The 22,590-nt window shown below is 55.6% G+C and carries 15 protein-coding genes; 7 read left to right on the top strand and 8 right to left on the bottom strand.

Annotated elements, in window-relative coordinates; all coding sequences use genetic code 11:
* Positions 1 to 1,014, top strand: a 1,014-nt coding sequence (gene glpQ / locus ABLV30_RS06565) for a glycerophosphodiester phosphodiesterase (protein WP_348865580.1), incomplete at its 5' end; no start/stop codon positions are given.
* Positions 1,015 to 1,018: 4 nt separating this feature from the next.
* On the opposite strand, the gene ABLV30_RS06570 is transcribed toward glpQ, so the two are convergent.
* The 6 genes from ABLV30_RS06570 to ubiG all read right to left on the bottom strand — a co-directional run bounded on the left by ABLV30_RS06570 (position 1,019) and on the right by ubiG (position 8,603).
* Entirely contained in the window at positions 1,019 to 1,975 is a 957-nt protein-coding gene (locus ABLV30_RS06570) for a LysR family transcriptional regulator (protein ID WP_025106703.1), read from the bottom strand.
* A 44-nt stretch (positions 1,976 to 2,019) separates the two neighbouring features.
* The gene (locus tag ABLV30_RS06575) at positions 2,020 to 3,564 is read right to left on the bottom strand and encodes a GMC family oxidoreductase N-terminal domain-containing protein (RefSeq protein WP_025106704.1); all 1,545 of its coding nucleotides are present in this window, start codon (positions 3,562 to 3,564) and stop codon (positions 2,020 to 2,022) included.
* A 192-nt stretch (positions 3,565 to 3,756) separates the two neighbouring features.
* Entirely contained in the window at positions 3,757 to 4,011 is a 255-nt protein-coding gene (gene yfaE, locus ABLV30_RS06580) for a class I ribonucleotide reductase maintenance protein YfaE (protein WP_004104002.1), read from the bottom strand.
* Complete coding sequence (nrdB, locus tag ABLV30_RS06585) at positions 4,011 to 5,141, bottom strand: class Ia ribonucleoside-diphosphate reductase subunit beta (protein WP_004852757.1); 1,131 nt, start codon at positions 5,139 to 5,141, stop codon at positions 4,011 to 4,013. Before nrdB ends, yfaE begins: the two co-directional genes overlap by 1 nt.
* A gap of 103 nt (positions 5,142 to 5,244) precedes the next feature.
* On the bottom strand, positions 5,245 to 7,530 hold the full coding sequence (gene nrdA, locus ABLV30_RS06590) for a class 1a ribonucleoside-diphosphate reductase subunit alpha (protein ID WP_004852755.1): 2,286 nt from the start codon (positions 7,528 to 7,530) through the stop codon (positions 5,245 to 5,247).
* A gap of 344 nt (positions 7,531 to 7,874) precedes the next feature.
* Complete coding sequence (ubiG, locus tag ABLV30_RS06595; RefSeq protein ID WP_014230217.1) at positions 7,875 to 8,603, bottom strand: bifunctional 2-polyprenyl-6-hydroxyphenol methylase/3-demethylubiquinol 3-O-methyltransferase UbiG; 729 nt, start codon at positions 8,601 to 8,603, stop codon at positions 7,875 to 7,877.
* A gap of 185 nt (positions 8,604 to 8,788) precedes the next feature.
* Here ubiG and gyrA point away from each other — a divergent pair, with 185 nt between their 5' ends.
* Complete coding sequence (gene gyrA / locus ABLV30_RS06600) at positions 8,789 to 11,422, top strand: DNA topoisomerase (ATP-hydrolyzing) subunit A (protein ID WP_004852752.1); 2,634 nt, start codon at positions 8,789 to 8,791, stop codon at positions 11,420 to 11,422.
* Between the two features lie 130 nt (positions 11,423 to 11,552).
* On the top strand, positions 11,553 to 14,399 hold the full coding sequence (rcsC, locus tag ABLV30_RS06605; protein ID WP_207172382.1) for a two-component system sensor histidine kinase RcsC: 2,847 nt from the start codon (positions 11,553 to 11,555) through the stop codon (positions 14,397 to 14,399).
* Positions 14,400 to 14,443: 44 nt separating this feature from the next.
* Here rcsC and rcsB read toward each other — a convergent pair whose 3' ends face one another.
* Positions 14,444 to 15,094 (bottom strand): response regulator transcription factor RcsB, encoded by a 651-nt coding sequence (rcsB, locus tag ABLV30_RS06610; RefSeq protein ID WP_004103995.1) that lies wholly within the window; start codon positions 15,092 to 15,094, stop codon positions 14,444 to 14,446.
* A 16-nt stretch (positions 15,095 to 15,110) separates the two neighbouring features.
* On the bottom strand, positions 15,111 to 17,771 hold the full coding sequence (gene rcsD, locus ABLV30_RS06615; RefSeq protein ID WP_265801557.1) for a phosphotransferase RcsD: 2,661 nt from the start codon (positions 17,769 to 17,771) through the stop codon (positions 15,111 to 15,113).
* Positions 17,772 to 18,542: 771 nt separating this feature from the next.
* On the opposite strand from rcsD, the gene ABLV30_RS06620 reads away from it, so the two are divergent.
* From ABLV30_RS06620 to alkB, 4 genes are all read left to right on the top strand, one after another.
* Positions 18,543 to 19,643 (top strand): porin OmpC, encoded by a 1,101-nt coding sequence (locus tag ABLV30_RS06620; RefSeq protein ID WP_348865581.1) that lies wholly within the window; start codon positions 18,543 to 18,545, stop codon positions 19,641 to 19,643.
* Positions 19,644 to 19,745: 102 nt separating this feature from the next.
* Complete coding sequence (gene apbE / locus ABLV30_RS06625; protein WP_025106709.1) at positions 19,746 to 20,798, top strand: FAD:protein FMN transferase ApbE; 1,053 nt, start codon at positions 19,746 to 19,748, stop codon at positions 20,796 to 20,798.
* A gap of 72 nt (positions 20,799 to 20,870) precedes the next feature.
* Positions 20,871 to 21,935, top strand: coding sequence for a bifunctional DNA-binding transcriptional regulator/O6-methylguanine-DNA methyltransferase Ada (ada, locus tag ABLV30_RS06630; protein WP_186006281.1), 1,065 nt, complete (start codon positions 20,871 to 20,873; stop codon positions 21,933 to 21,935).
* Positions 21,935 to 22,585 (top strand): DNA oxidative demethylase AlkB, encoded by a 651-nt coding sequence (gene alkB, locus ABLV30_RS06635; RefSeq protein WP_064404457.1) that lies wholly within the window; start codon positions 21,935 to 21,937, stop codon positions 22,583 to 22,585. The genes ada and alkB overlap by 1 nt, the downstream gene beginning before the upstream one ends.
* Positions 22,586 to 22,590: the final 5 nt, after the last annotated feature.

Genomic DNA, 22,590 nt, shown 5'->3' on the forward strand with positions numbered 1-22,590 from the left:
CTCTCTTTCAGCGCCGTCGCGGGGGAGAAAATCGTTATCGCCCACCGCGGCGCCAGCGGCTATCTGCCGGAACATACCCTGCCGGCGAAAGCGATGGCCTACGCGCAGGGGGCGGACTACCTCGAGCAAGACCTGGTGATGACGAAAGACGACCGGCTGGTGGTGCTGCATGACCACTATCTGGATCGGGTGACCGACGTGGCCCAGCGTTTCCCGCAGCGGGCGCGTCAAGATGGCCGCTTCTACGCCATCGACTTTACCCTCGCCGAGATAAAGTCGCTGAAGTTTACCGAAGGGTTTGAGCCGAAAGATGGCAAGAACGTGCAAACTTATCCGGGCCGTTTCCCGATGGGTAAATCTGATTTCCGTATTCATACCTTTGAAGAGGAGATTGAGTTTGTGCAGGGGCTGAACCATTCGACCGGCAAAAACATCGGCATCTACCCGGAGATCAAAGCGCCGTGGTTCCACCATCAGGAAGGCAAGGACATTGCCGCCAGCACGCTGAACGTGCTGAAGAAATATGGCTATACCGGCAAGCAGGATAAGGTTTATCTGCAGTGCTTTGACGCCAACGAGCTCAAGCGCATCAAGCAGGAGCTGGAGCCGAAAATGGGGATGGATCTCAATCTGGTGCAGCTTATCGCCTATACCGACTGGAATGAGACCCAGCAGCGGCAGGCCGACGGCAAGTGGGTGAACTACAGCTATGACTGGATGTTCAAACCGGGGGCGATGGCGCAGATCGCGCAGTACGCTGACGGCATTGGCCCGGACTACCATATGCTGGTGGCGGAAGGCTCGACGCCGGGTCACGTGAAGCTGACGGCGATGGTGAAAGAAGCGCACGCCAGCGGCATGCAGGTACATCCATACACGGTTCGCGCGGATCAGCTGCCAGCGTATGCAGCGGACGTGAATCAGCTTTACGACGTTCTGTATAACCAGGCGGACGTGGACGGGTTGTTTACGGATTTCCCGGATAAGGCGGTGAAGTTCCTCAATAAAAACTAAGCCATTAATCAGGGGCGCTTGCGCCCCTGTTCCAGAGGGGCAGCAGCCCGGCCAGTCGTAACTGTTTTTCCCACTCTGGCTCTGGCCCCAGCTTTTCCGCAACCTCGTTGACCAGCGCCTGAATCACTGGCGAGGCGCGACGCGTCTGGCGATACAGCGCCACAATGTTGCCACCCTCCGGCTGCCAGTCGGGTAAAACAATTTTTAGCTCTCCCCGCATTATCGCTTCAGCGCCTAAAAATAGCGGCATGACCACAATCCCAAGCCCCATTCTGGCGGCCTCCAGCAGGCTGAAGGCGTTATCCGAACGCAGACGATTTTTGACCCGCCAGGTCTGACGCTGCCCGTTATGCAGCAACTGCCAGCAGCCGCCCGGCGCGCGATGGGTATATAGCAGCCCGTCGTGCTGCTCCAGTTCAACAGGATGCAAAGGCGTGCCCCGTTGCGACAGATAGTCCGGGCTGGCGCAGAGCCAGGTCAGGTTGCGCGCCAGCGTTCGGGCGATGAGCGTTGAGTCCGGGACGAGACCGAGGCGGATGGCGATATCAAAGTCGGGCTGGTGCATATTGATCTGCCGATCCTCCGTCGCGATATCGAGAGACAACCCCGGATGGTCGCGGATAAAACCGGCCAGAATCGTCGATAAATGAGTGGTCATAAACGTATGCGAGGTGGCAATCCGCAGCCCGCCCCGAAGCTCGCTGCGTGACGGGGCCACCGCCTCTTCTGCCAGCGTGACTTCGTCAAGCAGCCGCACGCACTCCTGATAAAATAGCAGGCCCGCCTCCGTGAGGCTAAGCCGTGGCCCGCGCTCCAGTAAGCTGGCGCCAAGCCGTTTCTCCAGCATCTTGACGCGCTGGCTGACTACCGATTTTGATGTCCCCAATTTTGCCGCCGCGCCGACAAAGCTCAGAGACTCAACAACCGAAACAAACGTGCTCATCTCCACGAACTTGTTCACACAGGCGCTCCTTTTTCGGGTCTTGCGGTTGACTATGCCTCGTTCTATGCGCCAGAAAAACGGCTGGCGAGATATTCTGCCGCCATGATCGCATCCGGATTGGTCGCCTGAGAGGGAACGTCCGGGAACAGCGAGGCATCGACGACAAACAGCCCGGCAATACCGAAAACTTTCCCACAGGCGTCCACGACGGCGATGGGATCGCTTTCGTTCCCCATCGGCGCGGTCGCGCTGAGGTGCAGGTTACTTTTCACCGTCTTACGCTGTTCTTCTGCTATCTGCTGGTCAGTTTCTGCCAGTGTACCGCCTTTTACCATCGGGACTTCGCCAATCACCAGCGCCTGTAGCGGACCTTCCTGCACCAGCGCCCGGGATAATTTCACCGCTTCGACCATTCGCGTGACGTCGCGCTCGTCGCCCAGTAAATTGAGATCGATACGGGGGCCGAGCAGCGGGTTGCGGCTCGCCAAAGTCAGACGCCCGCGGGCAAAGGGGCGCGCCACGGTGAAAAAGAGCTGGAAACCCGCACCATGTGGAAATAGTTCAGGATCGACGAAGTGGTTATTGCTGATATAGAGATCCAGTTCGTTGGCTGCCGCCAGCGAAGATTGCGTCCAGAGCGTTGTGCCTATAGGGGGATAACTGGCATGCTCAGCGGACGTTGCCAGCATGATCCCGTTCACGGGTTGTTCCTGCAAGTTGCGCCCAACGGGGAGATCCTGTTTCACCGTGATCTCGAGATGGCGTAAATCGTCCGCAGGGCCAATGCCGGAGCGCAACAGAATCGCTGGCGTACCGGCCGCGCCGGCGCACAGGAATACGTTGTCGGTAGCGATCTGTGTTCCGTCCGCCAGCTGTACGCCGTTCACGCGCGAACCTTCAATCAACGCTTTATCCACGACCGTCATGCCGACAATCGACAGATTCTTGCGCGCGCGAACGTCTGCCGTCAGGTAGACCATGGCGGTATTTTGCCGGATGCCGTTGACAACATTGACCGGGTAGACCGCGACGCCGTGCTGCTGCGCGCCGTTGATATCGTCAACGGCGGCGAAGCCGTGAGCGCGGCAAGCATGATAAAACGCCTGGCTTGCCGGGCTGAGCGTTTCCAGCGCCGGTAACCGCACCGGAACCGGGCCGTGGCGACCATGCCAGCGATCGTCGCCATAGTCGGCGTTTTCAAGTCGTTTGAACCAGGGTAAGACCTTATCGAACGACCAGTCGCTCAGGCCGCGCTTGACCCAACGGTCAAAATCAGATTTGGGGGCGCGAACAAACGCGCCGGCATTGATCGTTGACCCGCCGCCAAGTACTTTTGCCCGCAGGTGACCGGCCGTGTGATCGGTTCCCGTTGCTACCCCGCGCTCCCAGACGTAATCGCCGCCACCAACAGAGTGGCTTTGCGCCAGCTCGTCCGGCCAGGCATCAGGGGCAAAAACGGGGCCGCCTTCCAGCAGCGCTACCTGGCAATCGGGGTTCTCGCTCAGACGTGCGGCGAGTACTGCACCCGCAGAACCCCCGCCGACCACGATGACGTCGTATGCTTTTTTCAGTCCGTTGGCGCAGTTTTCCTGTTTGACGGAAGCCATTTTTTCTCTCCTCATGAATGTCGTGACGCAGAGCATCAGCCAGCGTTGCTGCGACCATTGCTGATGGCCTTATCCGGTGGCTTATACAGGTAGAGTAGGCGGAGTGGGGGGAGGTGAACAGGGAAAGGAAGACGAACCCAGGGTTCGTAAAAAACGAACCCTGTAAAGAATGGGAATGCGTTTCAGACTGGCTTACATCTCAATTTCGATATCGCCTTTTGCCCGGCAGCAGCAGGGCAGAATCTCTCCCGGCTGGACAAACGCCAGCGGTTCGGTGAGCCAGTCAACCTGCCCCGAAACCAGCCGTAGACGGCAGGAGCCGCAGTAGCCTTCGCGGCACTGATACTCCACGTCGATATTGTGCGATTCCAGAGCCGCCAGCAGGGAGGGATGTTCATCCTGACACTCAAGGCGAGTGTCAGAAATCTTCAAAAAAATGCGTTTCATCAGAGCTGGAAGTTGCTCAGATCGTCGGCGTCGACTTCGGAATCGATCTGTCCGACGAGGTAAGAACTGACTTCCACTTCCTGCGGCGCGACCTGCACGTTATCGGACACCAGCCAGGTGTTGATCCACGGGATCGGGTTGGAGCGGGTCTGGAACGGCAGATCGAGACCTACCGCCTGCATGCGGATGTTGGTAATGTACTCAACGTACTGGCAGAGAATATCTTTGTTCAGGCCGATCATCGAACCGTCGCGGAACAGATAATCCGCCCACTCTTTTTCCTGCTGGGCCGCCTGCACGAACAGGTCGTAGCACGCCTGTTTGCACTCTTCGGCGATTGAAGCCATCTCCGGATCGTCGACGCCGGAACGCAGCAGGTTCAGCATGTGCTGAGTGCCGGTCAGGTGCAGCGCTTCGTCGCGAGCGATCAGACGGATAATCTTGGCGTTACCTTCCATCAGCTTGCGCTCGGCAAAGGCGAAAGAGCAGGCGAAGCTGACGTAAAAACGGATGGCTTCCAGCGCGTTCACGCTCATCAGGCACAGGTAGAGTTTCTTTTTCAGCTCGCGCAGGTTCACGGTAATGGTTTTACCGTTCACGCTGTGGGTGCCTTCGCCCAGCAGATGCCAGTAGCTGGTCAGCTCAATCAATTCATCGTAATAGCTGGAAATGCCTTCCGCGCGTTTCTGAATCTGCTCGTTGGTGACGATATCGTCAAACACCATCGCCGGATCGTTAACGATATTGCGGATGATATGGGTGTAGGAGCGCGAATGTATGGTCTCCGAGAACGCCCAGGTTTCCACCCAGGTTTCCAGCTCCGGAATTGAAATCAGCGGCAGCAGGGCGACGTTCGGGCTGCGGCCCTGGATGGAGTCCAGCAGCGTCTGATATTTCAGGTTACTGATAAAAATGTGTTTTTCGTGTTCCGGCAGCGCCTGATAGTCGATACGGTCGCGGGAAACGTCAACTTCTTCCGGACGCCAGAAGAAGGAGAGCTGTTTTTCAATCAGCTTTTCGAAGATGTCATATTTTTGCTGATCGTAGCGGGCGACGTTCACCGGCTGACCGAAGAACATCGGCTCTTTGAGCTGGTCATTTTTCGTCTGTGAAAAGGTGGTGTATGCCATGAGTGGGGATCCTGTCCTGGAATTATACGCCGGGCGGCGCTTCGCTAGCCCGACCTACATTAGACCGTAGGCCCGGCAGGCAACGCGCCGCCGGGCAATATTATCAAATCTTACATGCGCCGCTTTCGCAGCCGTCGTCCTGGATGGACGGCGCCAGGTCATCCTGGGCATCTTCCGCGCCATCGCGCGTGTTGTGATAGTACAGCGTTTTAACGCCGAACTTATAGGCATTGAGCAAGTCTTTCAGCAGCTGCTGCATCGGCACTTTGCCAGACGGGAAGCGCGTCGGATCGTAGTTGGTGTTAGCGGAAATCGACTGGTCGATAAACTTCTGCATAATACCGACCAACTGCAAGTAACCGTCGTTGTTCGGCATTTCCCACAGCAGCTCGTAGCCGTTCTGCAGTTTTTCGTAATCCGGCACCACCTGGCGCAGGATACCGTCTTTTGACGCTTTGATGCTGACGTGACCGCGCGGCGGCTCAATGCCGTTGGTGGCGTTGGAGATCTGCGAAGAGGTCTCGGACGGCATCAGCGCGGAGAGCGTGGAGTTACGCAGACCGTGCGTTTTGATCGACTCGCGAAGCTGCTCCCAGTCGTAATGCAGGGATTCGCTGACGATAGCGTCCAGGTCTTTTTTGTAGGTATCGATCGGCAGAATGCCTTTCGCATAGGTGGTTTCGTTAAACCACGGGCACGCGCCTTGCTCGATAGCCAGCTCATTAGAGGCTTTCAGCAGGTAGTACTGAATCGCTTCGAACGTTTTATGCGTCAGGTTGTTAGCGCTGCCGTCAGAGTAGCGTTTACCGTGCTTCGCCAGATAGTAGGCAAAGTTAATCACCCCAATACCCAGCGTACGACGGCCCATCGCGCCGCGTTTGGCCGCCGGGATCGGGTAGTCCTGGTAATCCAGCAGGGCATCCAGCGCGCGAACGGCCAGCACCGCCAGCTCTTCCAGCTCATCAAGGCTATCGATAACGCCGAGGTTGAAAGCGGACAGGGTACACAGCGCAATTTCACCGTTTTCGTCGTTTACATCTTCCAGCGGCTTGGTCGGCAGGGCGATTTCCAGGCACAGGTTGGACTGGCGCACCGGCGCGACAACCGGGTCAAACGGGCTATGGGTGTTGCAGTGGTCCACGTTCTGGATGTAGATACGGCCGGTGGAGGCGCGCTCCTGCATCATCAGCGAGAACAGTTCTACCGCTTTAATGCGCTGCTTGCGGATGCTGTCGTCCTGCTCGTATTGGGTGTACAGGCGCTCAAACTCGTCCTGGTCGGCGAAGAACGCATCGTACAGGCCCGGGACGTCGGACGGGCTGAACAGGGTGATATCGCCGCCTTTCAGCAGACGGGTGTACATCAGCTTGTTGATCTGTACGCCGTAGTCCATGTGACGAACGCGGTTGGCGTCGGTACCGCGGTTGTTTTTCAGCACCAGCAGGCTTTCGACTTCCAGATGCCACATCGGGTAGAAGAGGGTCGCCGCACCGCCGCGGACGCCGCCCTGGGAGCAGGATTTCACCGCCGTCTGGAAGTGCTTATAGAACGGGATACAGCCGGTATGGAAAGCTTCACCGCCGCGAATCGGGCTACCCAGCGCGCGGATGCGGCCGGCGTTGATGCCGATACCGGCGCGCTGAGAGACGTATTTCACAATGGCGCTGGAGGTGGCGTTAATAGAGTCCAGGCTGTCGCCGCACTCGATCAGCACGCAGGAGCTGAACTGACGGGTCGGGGTACGCACGCCGGACATAATCGGCGTCGGCAGCGAGATTTTGAACGTCGACACCGCGTCATAGAAACGCTTGATGTAGTCCAGACGCGTCTCGCGCGGGTAGTTGGAGAACAGGCAGGCGGCAACCAGAATGTACAGGAACTGGGCGCTTTCATAGATCTCACCGGTGACGCGGTTCTGCACCAGATATTTGCCTTCGAGCTGCTTAACCGCAGCGTAGGAGAAGGTCATATCGCGATCGTGCTCGATGAACGAGTCCATCTGCTTGAACTCTTCTTCCGTGTAGTCTTCCAGCAGATGAGTATCGTATTTGCCGTTTTTCACCATTTTCGACACGTGGTCGAACAGCGCTGGCGGCTCAAACTGGCCGTAGGCTTTTTTACGCAGGTGGAAAATCGCCAGACGGGCGGCGAGATACTGGTAATCTGGCGCCTCGCGGGAGATAAGGTCCGCGGCGGCTTTGATAATGGTTTCGTGAATGTCGGCGGTTTTGATGCCGTCATAGAACTGAATGTGGGAACGCAGTTCTACCTGGGAGATGGATACGTTATTCAGCCCTTCTGCCGCCCAATCCAGCACGCGGTGGATTTTATCGAGATTGATGCGCTCGGTGCTACCGTCACGCTTTGTCACCAGCAGACTCTGATTCATGTGGATTATACCTGTCCGTGAAAGAAAATATCCCCCACTTATCCACAGAACGCCGTTGTGACTAACTCTGTGGATAAATACTATATGTAGGGGGTGGTCGATAAAAGAAACGCTATATGGTGAGTATTCTAGTAAGGATTCTTTTGAGTACAAGAGTTGATTTTGACGTTAAATTGAGGTTGCGGAAGGGTAATAATCGCCAAGTCCACGCCACATAAGGCCTGGAGAAGATGTCAATAAATCAGAAAAAAAAATGAAAATTTGATCGAGTGCTGATTTCTTCATCGGAAGAAAAAATCACGCGGCTTGATGCCGCGCAATCATCATAGGAAATACAGCTGACGTTATGCTTTTTTCGCCGTTGTATGCAACATATAGTTAACATCCACCCCTGGCGCCAGCTTGAAGGTATTGGTCAACGGATTGTAATGAAGACCGGTAATATGCTGCTCTTTCAGAATTGTCTCATCTACCCAGCCGATCAGCTCCGCGGGCTTGATGAATTTCTTCACGTCGTGGGTTCCCTTCGGCACCATTTTCATGATGTATTCGGCGCCGACGACCGCCATCAGCCACGCTTTACCGTTGCGGTTAATGGTTGAGAAGAACACCTGACCGCCAGGTTTGACCAGCCGCGCGCAGGCGTGGACGACCGACTGCGGATCCGGGACGTGCTCCAGCATCTCCATGCAGGTAACGACGTCGTACTCTCCGGCATGCTTCGCCGCGTGCTCTTCAACGGTTTCCTGGACATATTCGACCTGAATGCCGCTCTCCAGGGCGTGCAGTTTCGCCACCTGTAGCGGTTCGAAGCCCATATCCAGACCGGTCACCGCTGCACCTTCCCGGGCCATGCTTTCCGCCAGGATGCCGCCGCCGCAGCCGACATCAAGTACTTTTTTGCCAAACAGGCCGCCGGAGCGCTCCGCGATATAGCCGAGGCGTAGAGGATTGATGCGATGTAACGGCTTAAATTCGCCCTCTAAATCCCACCAGCGCGAGGCGACGGCTTCAAATTTAGCGATTTCATTATGATCAACATTGTGGGCCACCGACGGTTTTTCGGCATTCATGGGCGCTTTTACTCCTGTTCAGTTCAGACCCGCGAGTATATCAGGCCTCAGGGATGAATAAACCGTCTATCCCTGTCGCCTTTCGCCGCGCGAAAATCATTGGGTATAGGTTTACCCGTATCACCGCGGCTGTGTTATAATTTGCGACCTTTGAATCCGGGATACAGTAGAGGGATAGCGGTTAGATGAGCGACCTTGCGAGAGAAATTACACCGGTCAACATTGAGGAAGAGCTGAAGAGCTCCTATCTGGATTATGCGATGTCGGTCATTGTTGGCCGTGCGCTGCCGGATGTCCGAGATGGCCTGAAGCCGGTACACCGTCGCGTACTATACGCCATGAACGTATTGGGCAATGACTGGAACAAAGCCTATAAAAAATCTGCCCGTGTCGTTGGTGACGTAATCGGTAAATACCACCCTCATGGTGATACTGCCGTGTATGACACCATTGTACGTATGGCGCAGCCATTCTCCCTGCGCTATATGCTGGTAGATGGCCAGGGTAACTTTGGTTCGGTCGACGGCGACTCCGCCGCAGCGATGCGTTATACGGAAATCCGTATGTCGAAGATCGCCCATGAGCTGATGGCCGACCTCGAAAAAGAGACGGTGGATTTCGTCGATAACTATGACGGCACGGAAAAGATCCCTGACGTTATGCCGACCAAAATCCCGAACCTGTTAGTCAACGGTTCGTCAGGTATCGCGGTAGGTATGGCGACCAATATTCCGCCGCACAACCTCACCGAAGTGATCAACGGCTGTCTGGCCTACGTTGAAAATGAAGACATCAGCATTGAAGGGCTGATGGAACACATCCCAGGTCCGGACTTCCCGACCGCCGCGATCATCAACGGTCGCCGCGGCATTGAAGAGGCCTATCGTACCGGTCGCGGTAAAGTGTACATTCGCGCGCGCGCGGAAGTGGAAGCTGACGCGAAAACCGGCCGCGAAACCATCATCGTGCATGAAATTCCGTATCAGGTGAACAAAGCGCGCCTGATTGAGAAAATCGCCGAGCTGGTCAAAGACAAACGCGTCGAAGGCATCAGCGCGCTGCGCGACGAGTCCGATAAAGACGGTATGCGCATCGTGATTGAAGTGAAGCGCGATGCGGTGGGTGAGGTGGTGCTGAACAACCTCTATTCGCAGACCCAGCTCCAGGTCTCCTTCGGTATTAACATGGTTGCTCTGCACCATGGTCAGCCGAAGATCATGAACCTGAAAGAAATTATTGCCGCGTTCGTGCGCCATCGCCGCGAAGTGGTGACCCGTCGTACGATTTTTGAACTGCGTAAAGCCCGCGATCGCGCGCACATCCTCGAAGCGCTGGCGATTGCCCTGGCCAACATCGATCCGATTATCGAACTGATTCGCCGCGCGCCGACCCCGGCGGAAGCGAAGGCTGCCTTAATCGCCCGTTCATGGGATCTGGGCAACGTTTCCGCGATGCTGGAACGCGCCGGCGATGACGCCGCCCGTCCGGAATGGCTGGAGCCCGAGTTCGGCGTACGCGACGGCCAGTACTACCTGACCGAACAGCAGGCGCAGGCGATTCTGGATCTGCGTTTGCAGAAGCTGACCGGCCTTGAGCATGAAAAACTGCTCGATGAATACAAAGAGCTGCTGGAACAGATCGCGGAACTGCTGCACATTCTGGGCAGCGCCGATCGCCTGATGGAAGTTATTCGCGAAGAGCTGGAGCTGGTCCGTGAACAGTTCGGCGACGCGCGCCGTACCGAGATCACCGCTAACAGCGCGGATATCAACATTGAAGACCTGATCAACCAGGAAGATGTTGTCGTGACCCTTTCGCATCAGGGCTACGTGAAGTATCAGCCGTTGACCGACTACGAAGCCCAGCGTCGTGGCGGTAAAGGTAAATCTGCGGCGCGTATCAAAGAAGAAGACTTTATCGACCGCCTGCTGGTGGCCAACACCCACGATACGATCCTCTGCTTCTCCAGCCGCGGTCGTCTCTACTGGATGAAGGTTTATCAGCTGCCGGAAGCCAGCCGCGGCGCGCGCGGTCGTCCGATCGTCAACCTGCTGCCGCTGGAAGCCAACGAGCGTATTACCGCGATCCTGCCGGTCCGCGAATACGAAGAGGGCGTGAACGTCTTTATGGCGACCGCCAGCGGTACCGTGAAGAAAACGGCGCTGACTGAATTCAGCCGTCCGCGTTCCGCCGGTATTATCGCGGTTAACCTCAACGAAGGCGACGAGCTGATTGGCGTCGATCTGACCTCCGGTCAGGACGAAGTCATGCTGTTCTCCGCCGCCGGTAAAGTGGTGCGCTTTAAAGAGGACGCCGTCCGCGCGATGGGCCGTACCGCCACAGGCGTGCGCGGCATCAAGCTGGCCGGCGAGGACAAAGTGGTTTCTCTGATCGTTCCGCGCGGTGAAGGCGCCATCCTGACCGTTACGCAGAATGGCTACGGTAAACGTACCGCAGCTGAAGAGTATCCCACTAAGTCGCGTGCGACCCAGGGCGTTATCTCAATCAAAGTGACCGAACGCAACGGTTCCGTTGTGGGCGCGGTGCAGGTTGATGACTGCGACCAGATTATGATGATCACCGACGCGGGCACGCTGGTACGAACCCGCGTATCTGAGGTGAGCATTGTCGGTCGTAACACTCAGGGCGTGATCCTGATTCGTACTGCGGAAGATGAAAACGTGGTCGGCCTGCAGCGCGTGGCTGAGCCGGTTGATGACGAAGAGCTGGATGCCATCGACGGCAGCGCGGCGGAAGGCGACGAAGATATTGCGCCGGAAGCGGATACTGACGATGACATCGCCGAAGACGAAGAGTAATTCTCTGCGGTAATTGTCTGAAAGGGTCGGGGTTCTCCCCGGCCCTTTTTGTTTTCCCGTTGCGGGACCGTTGTTTTATCGTTACCTTAACGCCATTCTGTTGAGCCCCTGACGGCCGAGCATCGCCACATTGAAATATCTAGCTTCTTTCCATAACACGTTAAAGGTTTCACGCTATCTGTTCAGAGCGCTGGCGATACTGCTGTGGGTGCTGGTCGCTTTTGTTTCGGTGTTTTACATCGTCAATGCGTTGCACGATCGCGAATCGGAAATTCGCCAGGAATTTAACCTCAATGCCGATCAGGCGCAGCGCTACATACAGCGTACGGCCGATGTGATCAAAGAGCTGAAATACGTTGCCGGCAACCGGCCGATGGACGGTAGCGAAGGCGGCGATACGCCGGTGCAGCGCGGCGATATTACGATCCCTAATTTTGAACCGCTCTACCCGGATTCCGACTGCGCGCTGATGAGTACGACCTGGCGTAACTCGCTGCAGTCACTGGCGTGGTTTATGCGCTACTGGCGCGACAATTTCTCAACGGCCTACGACCTCAATCGTATTTTTATGATTGGCAGCGACAATCTGTGTATGGCCAACTTCGGCCTGCGCGATATTCCGCTGGAGCGGGACCAGGCGTTAAAAGTGCTGCATCAGCGTATTGAGCAGTATCGCGACGCGCCGCAAAACGAGCGCGGTAACAATCTGTTCTGGATAAGCCAGGGCGTGCGTCCGGGCGTTGGCTATTTTTATGCGCTGACCCCAATCTATGTGGCGAACCGCCTGCAGGCCATGCTCGGCGTAGAGCAAACCATCCGCATGGAAAGCTTCTTTACCCCAGGCAGTCTGCCGATGAACGTGACGATTCTCGACGATAACGGACAGACGCTGATCTCGCTTGCCGGGTCGGACAGCAATATTAAACCGGATGCGAAGTGGATGCAGGAGCGTCTGTGGTTCGGCTATACCGCCGGTTTTCGCGAGCTGGCGATGAAAAAAAGCCTGCCGCCGTCATCGTTGAGCATTGTCTATTCGGTGCCGGTGGATCAGGTGCTGGAACGCATCCGGATGCTGATACTGAACGCCGTGGTGCTCAATCTGCTTACCGGCGGGCTCCTTTTTGCGCTTGCCCGCATGTATGAACGGCGGATTTTTATTCCGGCTGAAAACGACGCCCAGCGCCTCGAAGAGCACGAGCAGTTCAACCGAAAAATCGTTGCCTCCGCGCCGGTGGGGATCTGTATTTTACGTACGATCGACGGCACCAATATCCTGAGTAACGAGCTGGCGCATAACTATCTCAATATGCTAACCCATGAGGATCGGCAGCGGCTGACGCAAATTATCTGCGGCCAGCAGGTGAACTTTGTCGATGTGCTGACCAGCAACAATACCAATCTGCAAATCAGCTTTGTCCACTCGCGCTACCGTAACGAGAACGTGGCGATTTGCGTGCTGGTGGATGTCTCGGCGCGCGTCAAAATGGAGGAGTCGCTGCAGGAGATGGCCCAGGCCGCCGAGCAGGCCAGCCAGTCGAAATCGATGTTCCTTGCCACCGTCAGCCACGAACTGCGAACGCCGCTGTACGGGATTATCGGTAACCTCGATTTATTGCAGACCAAAGAGCTACCGAAGGGCGTCGATCGTCTGGTGACGGCGATGAACAACTCTTCCAGCCTGCTGCTGAAAATTATTAGCGACATCCTCGATTTCTCGAAAATTGAGTCCGAACAGCTCAAAATTGAGCCGCGGGAGTTTTCGCCGCGCGAGGTCATGAACCATATTTCCGCCAACTATCTGCCGCTGGTGGTGCGGAAACATCTCGGGCTGTACTGCTTTATTGAACCTGACGTACCGCAGCTGATGTCCGGCGATCCGATGCGCCTGCAGCAGGTTATTTCAAACCTGCTGAGTAACGCGATTAAGTTTACCGATACCGGCTGCATTATCCTGCACGTAGAGCGGGCGGAGGATTATCTGCGCATCAGCGTACGCGATACCGGGGAAGGGATCCCGGCGAAAGAGGTCGTACGCCTGTTTGACCCGTTCTTCCAGGTGGGGACCGGCGTGCAGCGCAATTTCCAGGGGACCGGACTCGGTCTGGCGATTTGTGAAAAGCTTATCAGCATGATGGATGGCGATATTGCCGTTGAAACCGAGCCAGGTATGGGCAGCCGCTTCACTATTCGTATCCCGCTTTATGGCGTACAAAATACGCCGTCGCCGAATATTGATGGCCTGGCGGAAAAATGCTGTTGGCTGGCGATTGATAACAGCTCGCTGGCGCTGTTCGTCGAGCAGTTGCTGAAATATCACGGTATTCCGGTCCGTCATTTTGACGGGCAAGCGCCGGGCGCGGAGGATATTCTGTTGACCGATAGCGAGACGCATGACGCCTGGGACGGCGGCGCGATGGTGATCTTCTCTCGTCGGCATATCGGTATTCCACAGGAGCGGGCGCCCGGCGAGTGGCTGCATAGCGTGGCCACGCCGCACGAGCTGCTGCCGCTGCTGGCCCGCATCTTCCATATTGCCATGGCCAGTACGGAAAACGGCCCTGCGCTATCCGCGGCGGATGCGCAAACCGCCAGCAATGATGACATGATGATTCTGGTGGTGGACGATCATCCGATTAACCGACGTCTGCTGGCCGATCAGCTGGGATCGCTGGGCTATCAGTGCGTGACGGCAAATGACGGGGTCGATGCGCTGAATGTCCTGAGCAAGCAGCATATTGATATCGTGCTCAGCGACGTCAACATGCCGAATATGGATGGTTATCGCCTGACCCAGCGCATTCGCCAGCTAGGGCTTACGCTGCCGGTTATTGGGGTGACCGCCAACGCGCTGGCGGAGGAGAAGCAGCGCTGCCTGGAGTCCGGTATGGACAGCTGCCTTTCAAAACCGGTCACTCTGGATATTATCAAGCAGACGCTAACGGTCTACGCCGCGCGGGTACGTAAGGGCAGGGAATAAAAGACGTTTCCCGGATAGCGCCGCGCTATCCGGGAAGAGAGACGTTAGTCTTTGTCCGTCGAGCTCAGGGAAACGGAAGAGAGGTAGTTGAGCAGGGCGATATCGTTTTCCACGCCGAGTTTCATCATCGCCGATTTTTTCTGGCTACTGATGGTTTTGATACTGCGGTTGAGCTTTTTGGCTATCTCGGTGACCAGGAAGCCTTCGGCGAACAGACGCAGCACTTCACTCTCTTTGGGCGACAAACGTTTGTCACCGTAACCGCCGGCGCTGATTTTTTCCAGCAGGCGCGAAACGCTTTCCGGGGTGAATTTTTTGCCTTTTTGCAGCGCGGCGAGCGCCTTAGGCAGATCGGTCGGCGCACCCTGTTTCAGGACGATCCCTTCGATGTCCAGATCCAGAACCGCGCTCAGGATCGCCGGGTTGTTGTTCATTGTCAGTACAATGATTGACAGGTCCGGGAAATGACGCTTGATGTATTTAATAAGCGTAATGCCATCGCCGTATTTATCACCGGGCATCGATAAATCGGTAATCAGGACGTGTGCGTCCAGTTTAGGCAGATTGTTGATTAATGCGGTGGAGTCTTCAAACTCGCCAACAACGTTCACCCACTCAATTTGTTCAAGTGACTTACGAATACCGAACAGTACGATCGGATGGTCATCGGCAATAATTACGTTCATATTGTTCATGTATTAGGCTACCTTGCTACAGCAAGCTCTTGACGTAAACGTCAATGTCGCTGATATATTTTTCTATGCCTTGCGCATCTTTTTCACGAATCAGATGCTCAAGCGTTTCACATAACTGCTTGCCGGGTACCAGATTTAGCATAGCAAATGCCCCTTTGAGGCGGTGGGCGGTTTGCGCCAGCGCGGCGAAATCGCCCGTCGCCAGTTCATTATACAGCCTCTTAACATCATCTGGTACCGTGTCAGCAAACAGCGTGTAATAGCCGCTGGCATGCAGTTCGGCGTTACTTTCGTTCCCGGGAGAGGATGGCTGCTCCTCTTCCTCAGCAAGCTGCTGCTCAATCAATTGCAGGATAGCTTCCTGCAGCGCAGCGCTGATATTAAAGTTTACGCGGAGCTGACCAGGACCAATCTTATGAACCCGGGCTTCATCATCGCTTAAAAGCAAGCCCGAAGCAGTAAGATTAGACGGATTATCCGTTAAAAAGAGATCATATTGTTGACTTGTGATTCTGTCATCCGGGGTGATGCAGGTGGCTCCCCAGCTCTCCAGCTGACGGGTCACGATACGGCGGACTTCATTAGCGGTCACATCAAGCATAATCACCACTTCATCCAGCAGATGTTCACCCGAATCACTCTCCTCCGCGCTGGCGGCCATTTTTAGATGCAGGGAGTAGCGGGTACCCAGTGATTCGCGCGCTTTGATATTGAGCTGTCCGCCGAGCTTGCGCGTCAGGCGATCGCAGAGCCAGAAGGTGAGGGCGTTGGCTTTGCCGTAAAGGTCTGCCTGCGTATCGTTGAGGAACGGGAAGTGCATATTGTCGATTTCGTTCGCCGAAACGCCGTTGCCGGTATCCAGAATACGGAAGATCAGACGATCGTCCGCGGATTCATCTTTACTGACTTCCAGGGTTATTTTGCCAATAGGCGTGGTGGTCACCGAGTACTGAATCAGCAGTAAAAGGGTGCGGCGCAGGGCGTCGCGATCGCCGTAGCGCTGCTCATTGGCCGGTAGCGAGTTGTTAATCAGCAGCTGCAGACCTTTGCGTTTGATGATGGGCAGGACTTCAGGTACCACTTCATCGATCAATTCCTGAATTGAGAACAGGTCCTGAACGCTCTTCCAGCTATCGCTCTCCAGCAGATTTGCCAGCTCTATTTCATCAACCAGCTGTACCAGTTCATCGGCATGCTGGGCCAGCCTGCGGCTTTCGGCCATGCCGAGCGCCGCAGCTTCTTCCGCCAGCGTTTGCGCCGGCTGTTTCAGCGCCGCGCCGATATGCTGCATAAACGCCGTACGGCCCTGCTGGTTTTTCTCATACAGGCGCTGGGCCTGCTTGAGTTTCTTATTCACCAGCACCTCGCGGTCCTGATCGCGAATAATAAAGATTTGCGTGCGCGGCGACACCTGGCTGCGGAACTGACGGATTTCATACAGTTCATTGTTCACCGTCGCCTGAATCACGCCCTGGTGCTGATCGGCCATGTTGATGATGTTTTGCAGATTCAGATGCGGCAGCAGATGATCGGCAATCGGATTACTGATCACCGTCCGGTTAGCTTCCTGATCGTGCACCAGCAGCCCCAGCGGCAGCAGAGAAACAATCTCTTCGTGAATGGCGCGCTGGGCGCGTAATTCACTATTGGCGGCCGAGGAAACGGCCGTCCCCACGATGCTTTTGCGGCCGCTGTAGTGACGGAAGGTGGTAAATCCGAACAGCGCCAGCGCCAGCAGGCCAATGTTCAGCAGCAGCGGCAGTAAAATACTCTGCAAGGACTCCAGAATCAGCTCGCTAAAGGGCACCATCCAGACCAGGCGCATACCGGTGGTATTAATTGTGGTGATAATTTCAATCTGCGGGCCGTTAAAGTTAATGCTGACGATGTCGGCGGTTTCTTTATCCGGATTGGCGCTGACGTTCTGCGACGGATCGGGCTCCAGGCGGAAACTCTCCAGCGACATACTGGGAGGGATGAGATCGTTAATGGGCAGATCGAAGGCCACAACGGTCGCCAGGTGGCCGGGCTGGTTAAAGGTGGTGCGTAAGGTGAAGTAGTAGCCGTTTTGCCAGGCGAGGTGGCGCAGCGACGAAAACGTCTCGCGTTCATCTAACGTGTTGGCCTGCAGCAGCATTTCTGCCCGTCGTGATTCAACGACGCTGCTGATGGTCGACTCTTTGAAGCTGGAGGAGAGATCTTTTAACGGCAGCGTTGAAACCAGAATCAGGCTGTTATCCAGGCCGTTAAGGTAATACATTGACCAGGGAATGGTTTCGGCGCCCCACAGGATATCGAGATAGTTGGAGATTTTTTGCGTCATTTCCAGCGTTGAGCTGTCATGAGAGCCAAAAATCAGCGCTTCAGTTTTGCGCCGGGGTTTCTCAAGGTAGTAAACGTCCTGCTTTAAACGCGTCTCTTGTAACCCTGTTTCTGCGGCTGAACTGGACGAGGTCGCGGCAATATTGTCATAAATTTGCCAGGTGGCGTAGCGCCAGGTATCAATGCGTTTATGTAAGTCGTAGCTGACATCGACAACCTGATAGCTTTTATCTTTTAGCCAGGTGTTAACGGCGCTTTGGATCATGACCCCCATCGTCGCCAGCAGGACGATGACCATGAGAATAAAGAAGCGGGTAATGTTGCCGGGTATCAGGGAAAATTTTTTCGGGGTCATCGTGTGAGAGTACGACTCATCAGTATGTGTAAACGGACTGTTGCACCAAGTTAACCGGGGGCAGCGCAGATGCTATGAACAGTATAAAGGTTAACGCCCAAAATCCATACATCTGAATACTATACAACGACTTTTTTGCCTTGAGACTTATCCCAAACCCGCGCGGCGAGCAAAGATGTACGGCCCGAGTGATTTTGTACAATTACTTACGGATTGACTAACGGAAATAGCACTAAATAACAAGAAATTATATAAACAGCTTTGAGTTTATTCGCAAGCTGTTTGATTAATAACCGTTATTTTTTTCGCCGGTAGCATGGAATAATTAAAGATGTGTAAAGAAGGGTAAAAAAAACCGGATGCGAGGCATCCGGTTGAAATAGGGGTAAACAAACATTCAGAACTGAATGACGGTAATAAATAAAGTTAATGATGATAGCGAGGATAATTTTAGTCGCAGACGAGAGTTTTGTTTTACCATTCAGTGCTATAGATATGTAACCGTGTAACTCATTGACAGGGATTAAAAATTTTTATTTTTTGATTATTAGTGCTTATTTCGCTACCCATTTAGGGCCGAAAAAAAGTTCCCTCATATTTACAAATTGAAACATCTTGTGGGTATTTTGAAACATCTTAGAAGTTTTAGTATCATATTCTTGTTGGATTATTCCTCGTTTTGCAGCACAATGAAACAGCCGACTGATTAGAAGGGTAATCAGTAAGCAGTGGCAATAATAAAAGGCATATAACAAACAGAGGGTTAATAACATGAAAGTTAAAGAACTGTCCCTCCTGGTACCGGCACTGCTGGTAGCAGGCGCAGCGAATGCGGCTGAAGTCTATAACAAAGATGGCAACAAATTAGACCTGTACGGTAAAATCGACGGTCTGCACTATTTCTCTGACGACAAATCTTCCGATGGCGACCAGACCTACATGCGTCTGGGCATCAAAGGCGAAACTCAGATCAACGACCAGCTGACCGGTTACGGCCAGTGGGAATACAACGTTCAGGCAAACAACACCGAGAGCTCCAGCGATCAGGCGTGGACTCGTCTGGCATTTGCTGGTCTGAAATTCGGCGACGCGGGTTCTTTCGACTACGGTCGTAACTACGGCGTTGTCTACGACGTAACTTCCTGGACTGACGTTCTGCCGGAATTCGGCGGCGACACCTACGGTTCTGACAACTTCCTGCAGTCTCGCGCTAACGGCGTGGCAACCTACCGTAACTCTGACTTCTTCGGTCTGGTTGACGGCCTGAACTTTGCTCTGCAGTATCAGGGTAAAAACGGCAGCGTAAGCGGCGAAGGTACTTCCCCGACCAACAACGGTCGTGGCGCTCTGAAACAGAACGGCGACGGTTACGGCACCTCCCTGACCTATGATATCTACGACGGTATCAGCGCTGGTTTCGCGTACTCTCACTCCAAACGTAATGGCGATCAGAACAGCCAGCTGGCTCTGGGCCGCGGCGATAACGCTGAAACCTATACCGGTGGTCTGAAATATGACGCCAACAACATTTACCTGGCGACTCAGTACACCCAGACCTACAACGCAACTCGCGCCGGTTCCCTGGGCTTTGCTAACAAAGCGCAGAACTTCGAAGTGGTTGCTCAGTACCAGTTCGACTTTGGTCTGCGTCCGTCCGTGGCTTACCTGCAGTCCAAAGGTAAGGATCTGGAAGGCTACGGCGACCAGGATATCCTGAAATATGTTGATGTAGGCGCTACCTACTACTTCAACAAAAACATGTCCACCTACGTTGACTACAAAATCAACCTGCTGGACGACAACAGCTTCACTCGTAACGCTGGTGTTTCTACCGACGACATCGTTGCTCTGGGCCTGGTTTACCAGTTCTAAGCAAGCTGAAGTTTGAAAAAAGGCGCCGATGGCGCCTTTTTTTATGCCCGGTTTAACCTTGCTGGTGTACTCTTTGCGCCTTAGCCAGAGGAAGCCAATTTTATGGATATCACTTTTTTCCGCGCCGCCCTGTTCGGCGCCTGCGTATTACTTTCAGGCTGTGATTCAGCCACCACTCCCCAGACGCCAAAATCCGCCGCCACCGTGCTGGAAGGTAAAACCATGGGCACATTCTGGCGGGTTAGCGTCATCAACGTTGATGAGGCGAAGGCCGAGGCGCTGCGCCAGAAAGTTCAGGCTCAGCTGGATGCCGACGATCGTCTGCTTTCCACCTGGAAGAACGATTCAGCGTTGATGCGCTTTAACCATTCGCCGGGTACCTCGCCGTGGCCGGTCAGCGAGGCGATGGCGGATATCGTGACGATGTCGCTGCGCATTGGCGCAAAAACCCATGGCGCCATGGATATCACAGTCGGGCCGCTGGTCAATTTATGGGGTTTTGGCCCGGATAAACAGCCGGTCAAAACGCCGGATGCGCAGCAGATTGCCGCGGCGAAAGCGCGCAGCGGATTACAGCATCTGACGGTGATCAACCAGGCCGGCAAGCAGTTTCTGCAAAAAGATATTCCGGATCTGTTTGTCGATCTCTCTACCGTGGGTGAAGGCTACGCCGCCGATCATCTGGCGCGCCTGATGGAGCAGGAGGGGATCTCGCGCTACCTGGTCTCGGTGGGCGGCGCGCTGGCGAGCCGGGGGATGAATGCGGAAGGGCAGCCGTGGCGGGTAGCGATCCAGAAGCCAACCGATCGCGAAAACGCGGTACAGGCGATCGTTGATATCAACGGCCACGGCATCAGCACCTCCGGCAGCTATCGCAACTACTATGAGCTGGACGGTAAGCGCATCTCGCACGTTATCGATCCGCAAACCGGGCGGCCTATCGATCATAAACTGGTTTCGGTGACCGTTATCGCCCCGACGGCGCTGGAAGCCGACGGCTGGGACACCGGGCTGATGGTGCTGGGGCCGGAAAAAGCGCGGGACGTGGTACGCGAACAGGGGCTGGCGGTCTATATGATTATCAAAGAGGGGGACGGGTTTAAAACCTGGATGTCGCCGCAGTTCCGCACTTTCCTCGTTGGCGAGAAAAATTAAAGCGCAAGATTTCGGGTTTTTGATGACGGACTTCGGCCCACACTGAAGATACACTTACAGCAGGAGTCCGTGATGAAAACGATAATGATTGATACCGATGAGCGCCGCTGGCAGGCGGTATGCGAACGCGATGCCAGCGCCGATGGTCAGTTTGTCTTTGCCGTGCTGACCACCGGCGTCTGCTGCCGCCCCTCCTGCCGCTCGCGCCGCGCGCTGCGGGAAAATGTTCGCTTTTATCCTGATGTGGCAAGCGCGCAGGCGGAAGGCTTTCGTCCGTGCAAACGCTGCCAGCCGGAAAAAACCGATCCGCAGCAGCAGAAGGTAGAGAAAGTGGCTGCCGCGTGCCGTCTGCTGGAGCAGGAGACGCCGTTAACGCTGGAAGCGCTGGCACGCCAGCTTGCGGTCAGCCCCTTTCATTTTCACCGCCTCTTTAAATCCGTCACCGGAATGACCCCTAAAGCCTGGCAACAGGCGTGGCGCGCTCGCCGTTTACGCGAAGCGCTGGGGCAGGGGGAGAAAATTACCGATGCGGCGCTCTCTGCCGGTTTTCCGGATAGTAGCAGCTACTACCAGCAGGCTGACGCCGCGCTGGGAATGACCGGCCGCCAGTTTCGCCGCGGCGGGGGGGATATCGATATTACCTGGGTATGCGGCGACGGTCCGCTGGGACGCTGTCTGGTGGCTGAGAGTGAGCGGGGCGTGTGCGCCGTGCTGCCCGGAGAGGACGACGCCTTGCTCTATGCGGAATTAGCCAGCCTGTTCCCCAATGCGCGGCTGCATCCGGGCGACGAGATTTTTCGTCAGCGGGTGGTGCAGGTATTTTCCCATCTTGATGACCACCGGCAGCCGTTTTCCCTGCCGTTGGATCTGCGCGGCACGGCGTTTCAGCTTCAGGTCTGGCAGGCGCTGCGTCAGATCCCGGCGGGGGAGACCCGCAGCTATCGCCAGGTGGCGCAAAGTATTGGTCGCCCCCGCGCGGTGAGGGCGGTGGCAAGCGCCTGCGCTGCGAATAAACTGGCGCTGGTTATTCCCTGTCATCGGGTCGTTCGCGAGGATGGGGCGCTATCCGGCTATCGTTGGGGGACGGCGCGCAAGGCGCTGCTGCTGGCGCGAGAAGCGTCATCCGAGGAGAAATAATGCTCGATCTTTTTGCCGATACGCCGCCCTGGCAGGAGCCGCTGGCTCCGGGGGCGATAATTTTGCGTCGCTACGCCCGAGAGCGCGCGCCGGCGCTTTTGCAGGCAATCAGCGAGATTGCCTGCCGTTCGCCTTTTCGCCAGATGGTTACCCCCGGCGGCTATACGATGTCGGTGGCGATGACCAACTGCGGCGAGCTGGGCTGGACCACCAACCAGCACGGCTATCTTTATGCTGCCGACGATCCGCTGACGGGCAAGCGCTGGCCGCAGATGCCGCCGCTTTTCCGCGAACTGGCCGCAGAAGCGGCGGCGGCGAGCGGCTATGCGCGCTTTACCCCGGATGCGTGTCTTATCAACCGCTATCAGCCGGGAACGAAGCTGTCGCTGCATCAGGATAAAGACGAGCAAAACCTGCGAGCGCCGATTGTTTCCGTCTCTCTGGGGCTTCCGGCGATATTTCAGTTTGGCGGCCTGCGGCGTAACGATCCGCTGCAGCGGGTGCTGCTGGAGCACGGCGACGTGGTGGTCTGGGGCGGCGAATCGCGGCTGTTTTACCACGGTATTCAACCGCTGAAAGCGGGCATCCATCCGGCTACCGGCGGCTGTCGTTACAATCTCACTTTCCGCCTGGCGGGTAATAAAGAATAAAAATA

Origin of the sequence: Klebsiella sp. CN_Kp113, assembly GCF_040064585.1 — a bacterium.
GTDB lineage: Bacteria > Pseudomonadota > Gammaproteobacteria > Enterobacterales > Enterobacteriaceae > Klebsiella > Klebsiella michiganensis.

What these genes read in the sequence shown, in the direction of transcription:
- ABLV30_RS06575 (WP_025106704.1), bottom strand. Translation starts at nt 3,564, where the DNA reads ATGGCTTCCGTCAAACAGGAAAACTGCGCCAACGGACTGAAAAAAGCA.
- yfaE (WP_004104002.1), bottom strand. Translation starts at nt 4,011, where the DNA reads ATGAAACGCATTTTTTTGAAGATTTCTGACACTCGCCTTGAGTGTCAG.
- nrdB (WP_004852757.1), bottom strand. Translation starts at nt 5,141, where the DNA reads ATGGCATACACCACCTTTTCACAGACGAAAAATGACCAGCTCAAAGAG.
- nrdA (WP_004852755.1), bottom strand. Translation starts at nt 7,530, where the DNA reads ATGAATCAGAGTCTGCTGGTGACAAAGCGTGACGGTAGCACCGAGCGC.
- ubiG (WP_014230217.1), bottom strand. Translation starts at nt 8,603, where the DNA reads ATGAATGCCGAAAAACCGTCGGTGGCCCACAATGTTGATCATAATGAA.
- gyrA (WP_004852752.1), top strand. Translation starts at nt 8,789, where the DNA reads ATGAGCGACCTTGCGAGAGAAATTACACCGGTCAACATTGAGGAAGAG.
- rcsB (WP_004103995.1), bottom strand. Translation starts at nt 15,094, where the DNA reads ATGAACAATATGAACGTAATTATTGCCGATGACCATCCGATCGTACTG.
- rcsD (WP_265801557.1), bottom strand. Translation starts at nt 17,771, where the DNA reads ATGACCCCGAAAAAATTTTCCCTGATACCCGGCAACATTACCCGCTTC.
- ABLV30_RS06620 (WP_348865581.1), top strand. Translation starts at nt 18,543, where the DNA reads ATGAAAGTTAAAGAACTGTCCCTCCTGGTACCGGCACTGCTGGTAGCA.
- apbE (WP_025106709.1), top strand. Translation starts at nt 19,746, where the DNA reads ATGGATATCACTTTTTTCCGCGCCGCCCTGTTCGGCGCCTGCGTATTA.
- ada (WP_186006281.1), top strand. Translation starts at nt 20,871, where the DNA reads ATGAAAACGATAATGATTGATACCGATGAGCGCCGCTGGCAGGCGGTA.
- alkB (WP_064404457.1), top strand. Translation starts at nt 21,935, where the DNA reads ATGCTCGATCTTTTTGCCGATACGCCGCCCTGGCAGGAGCCGCTGGCT.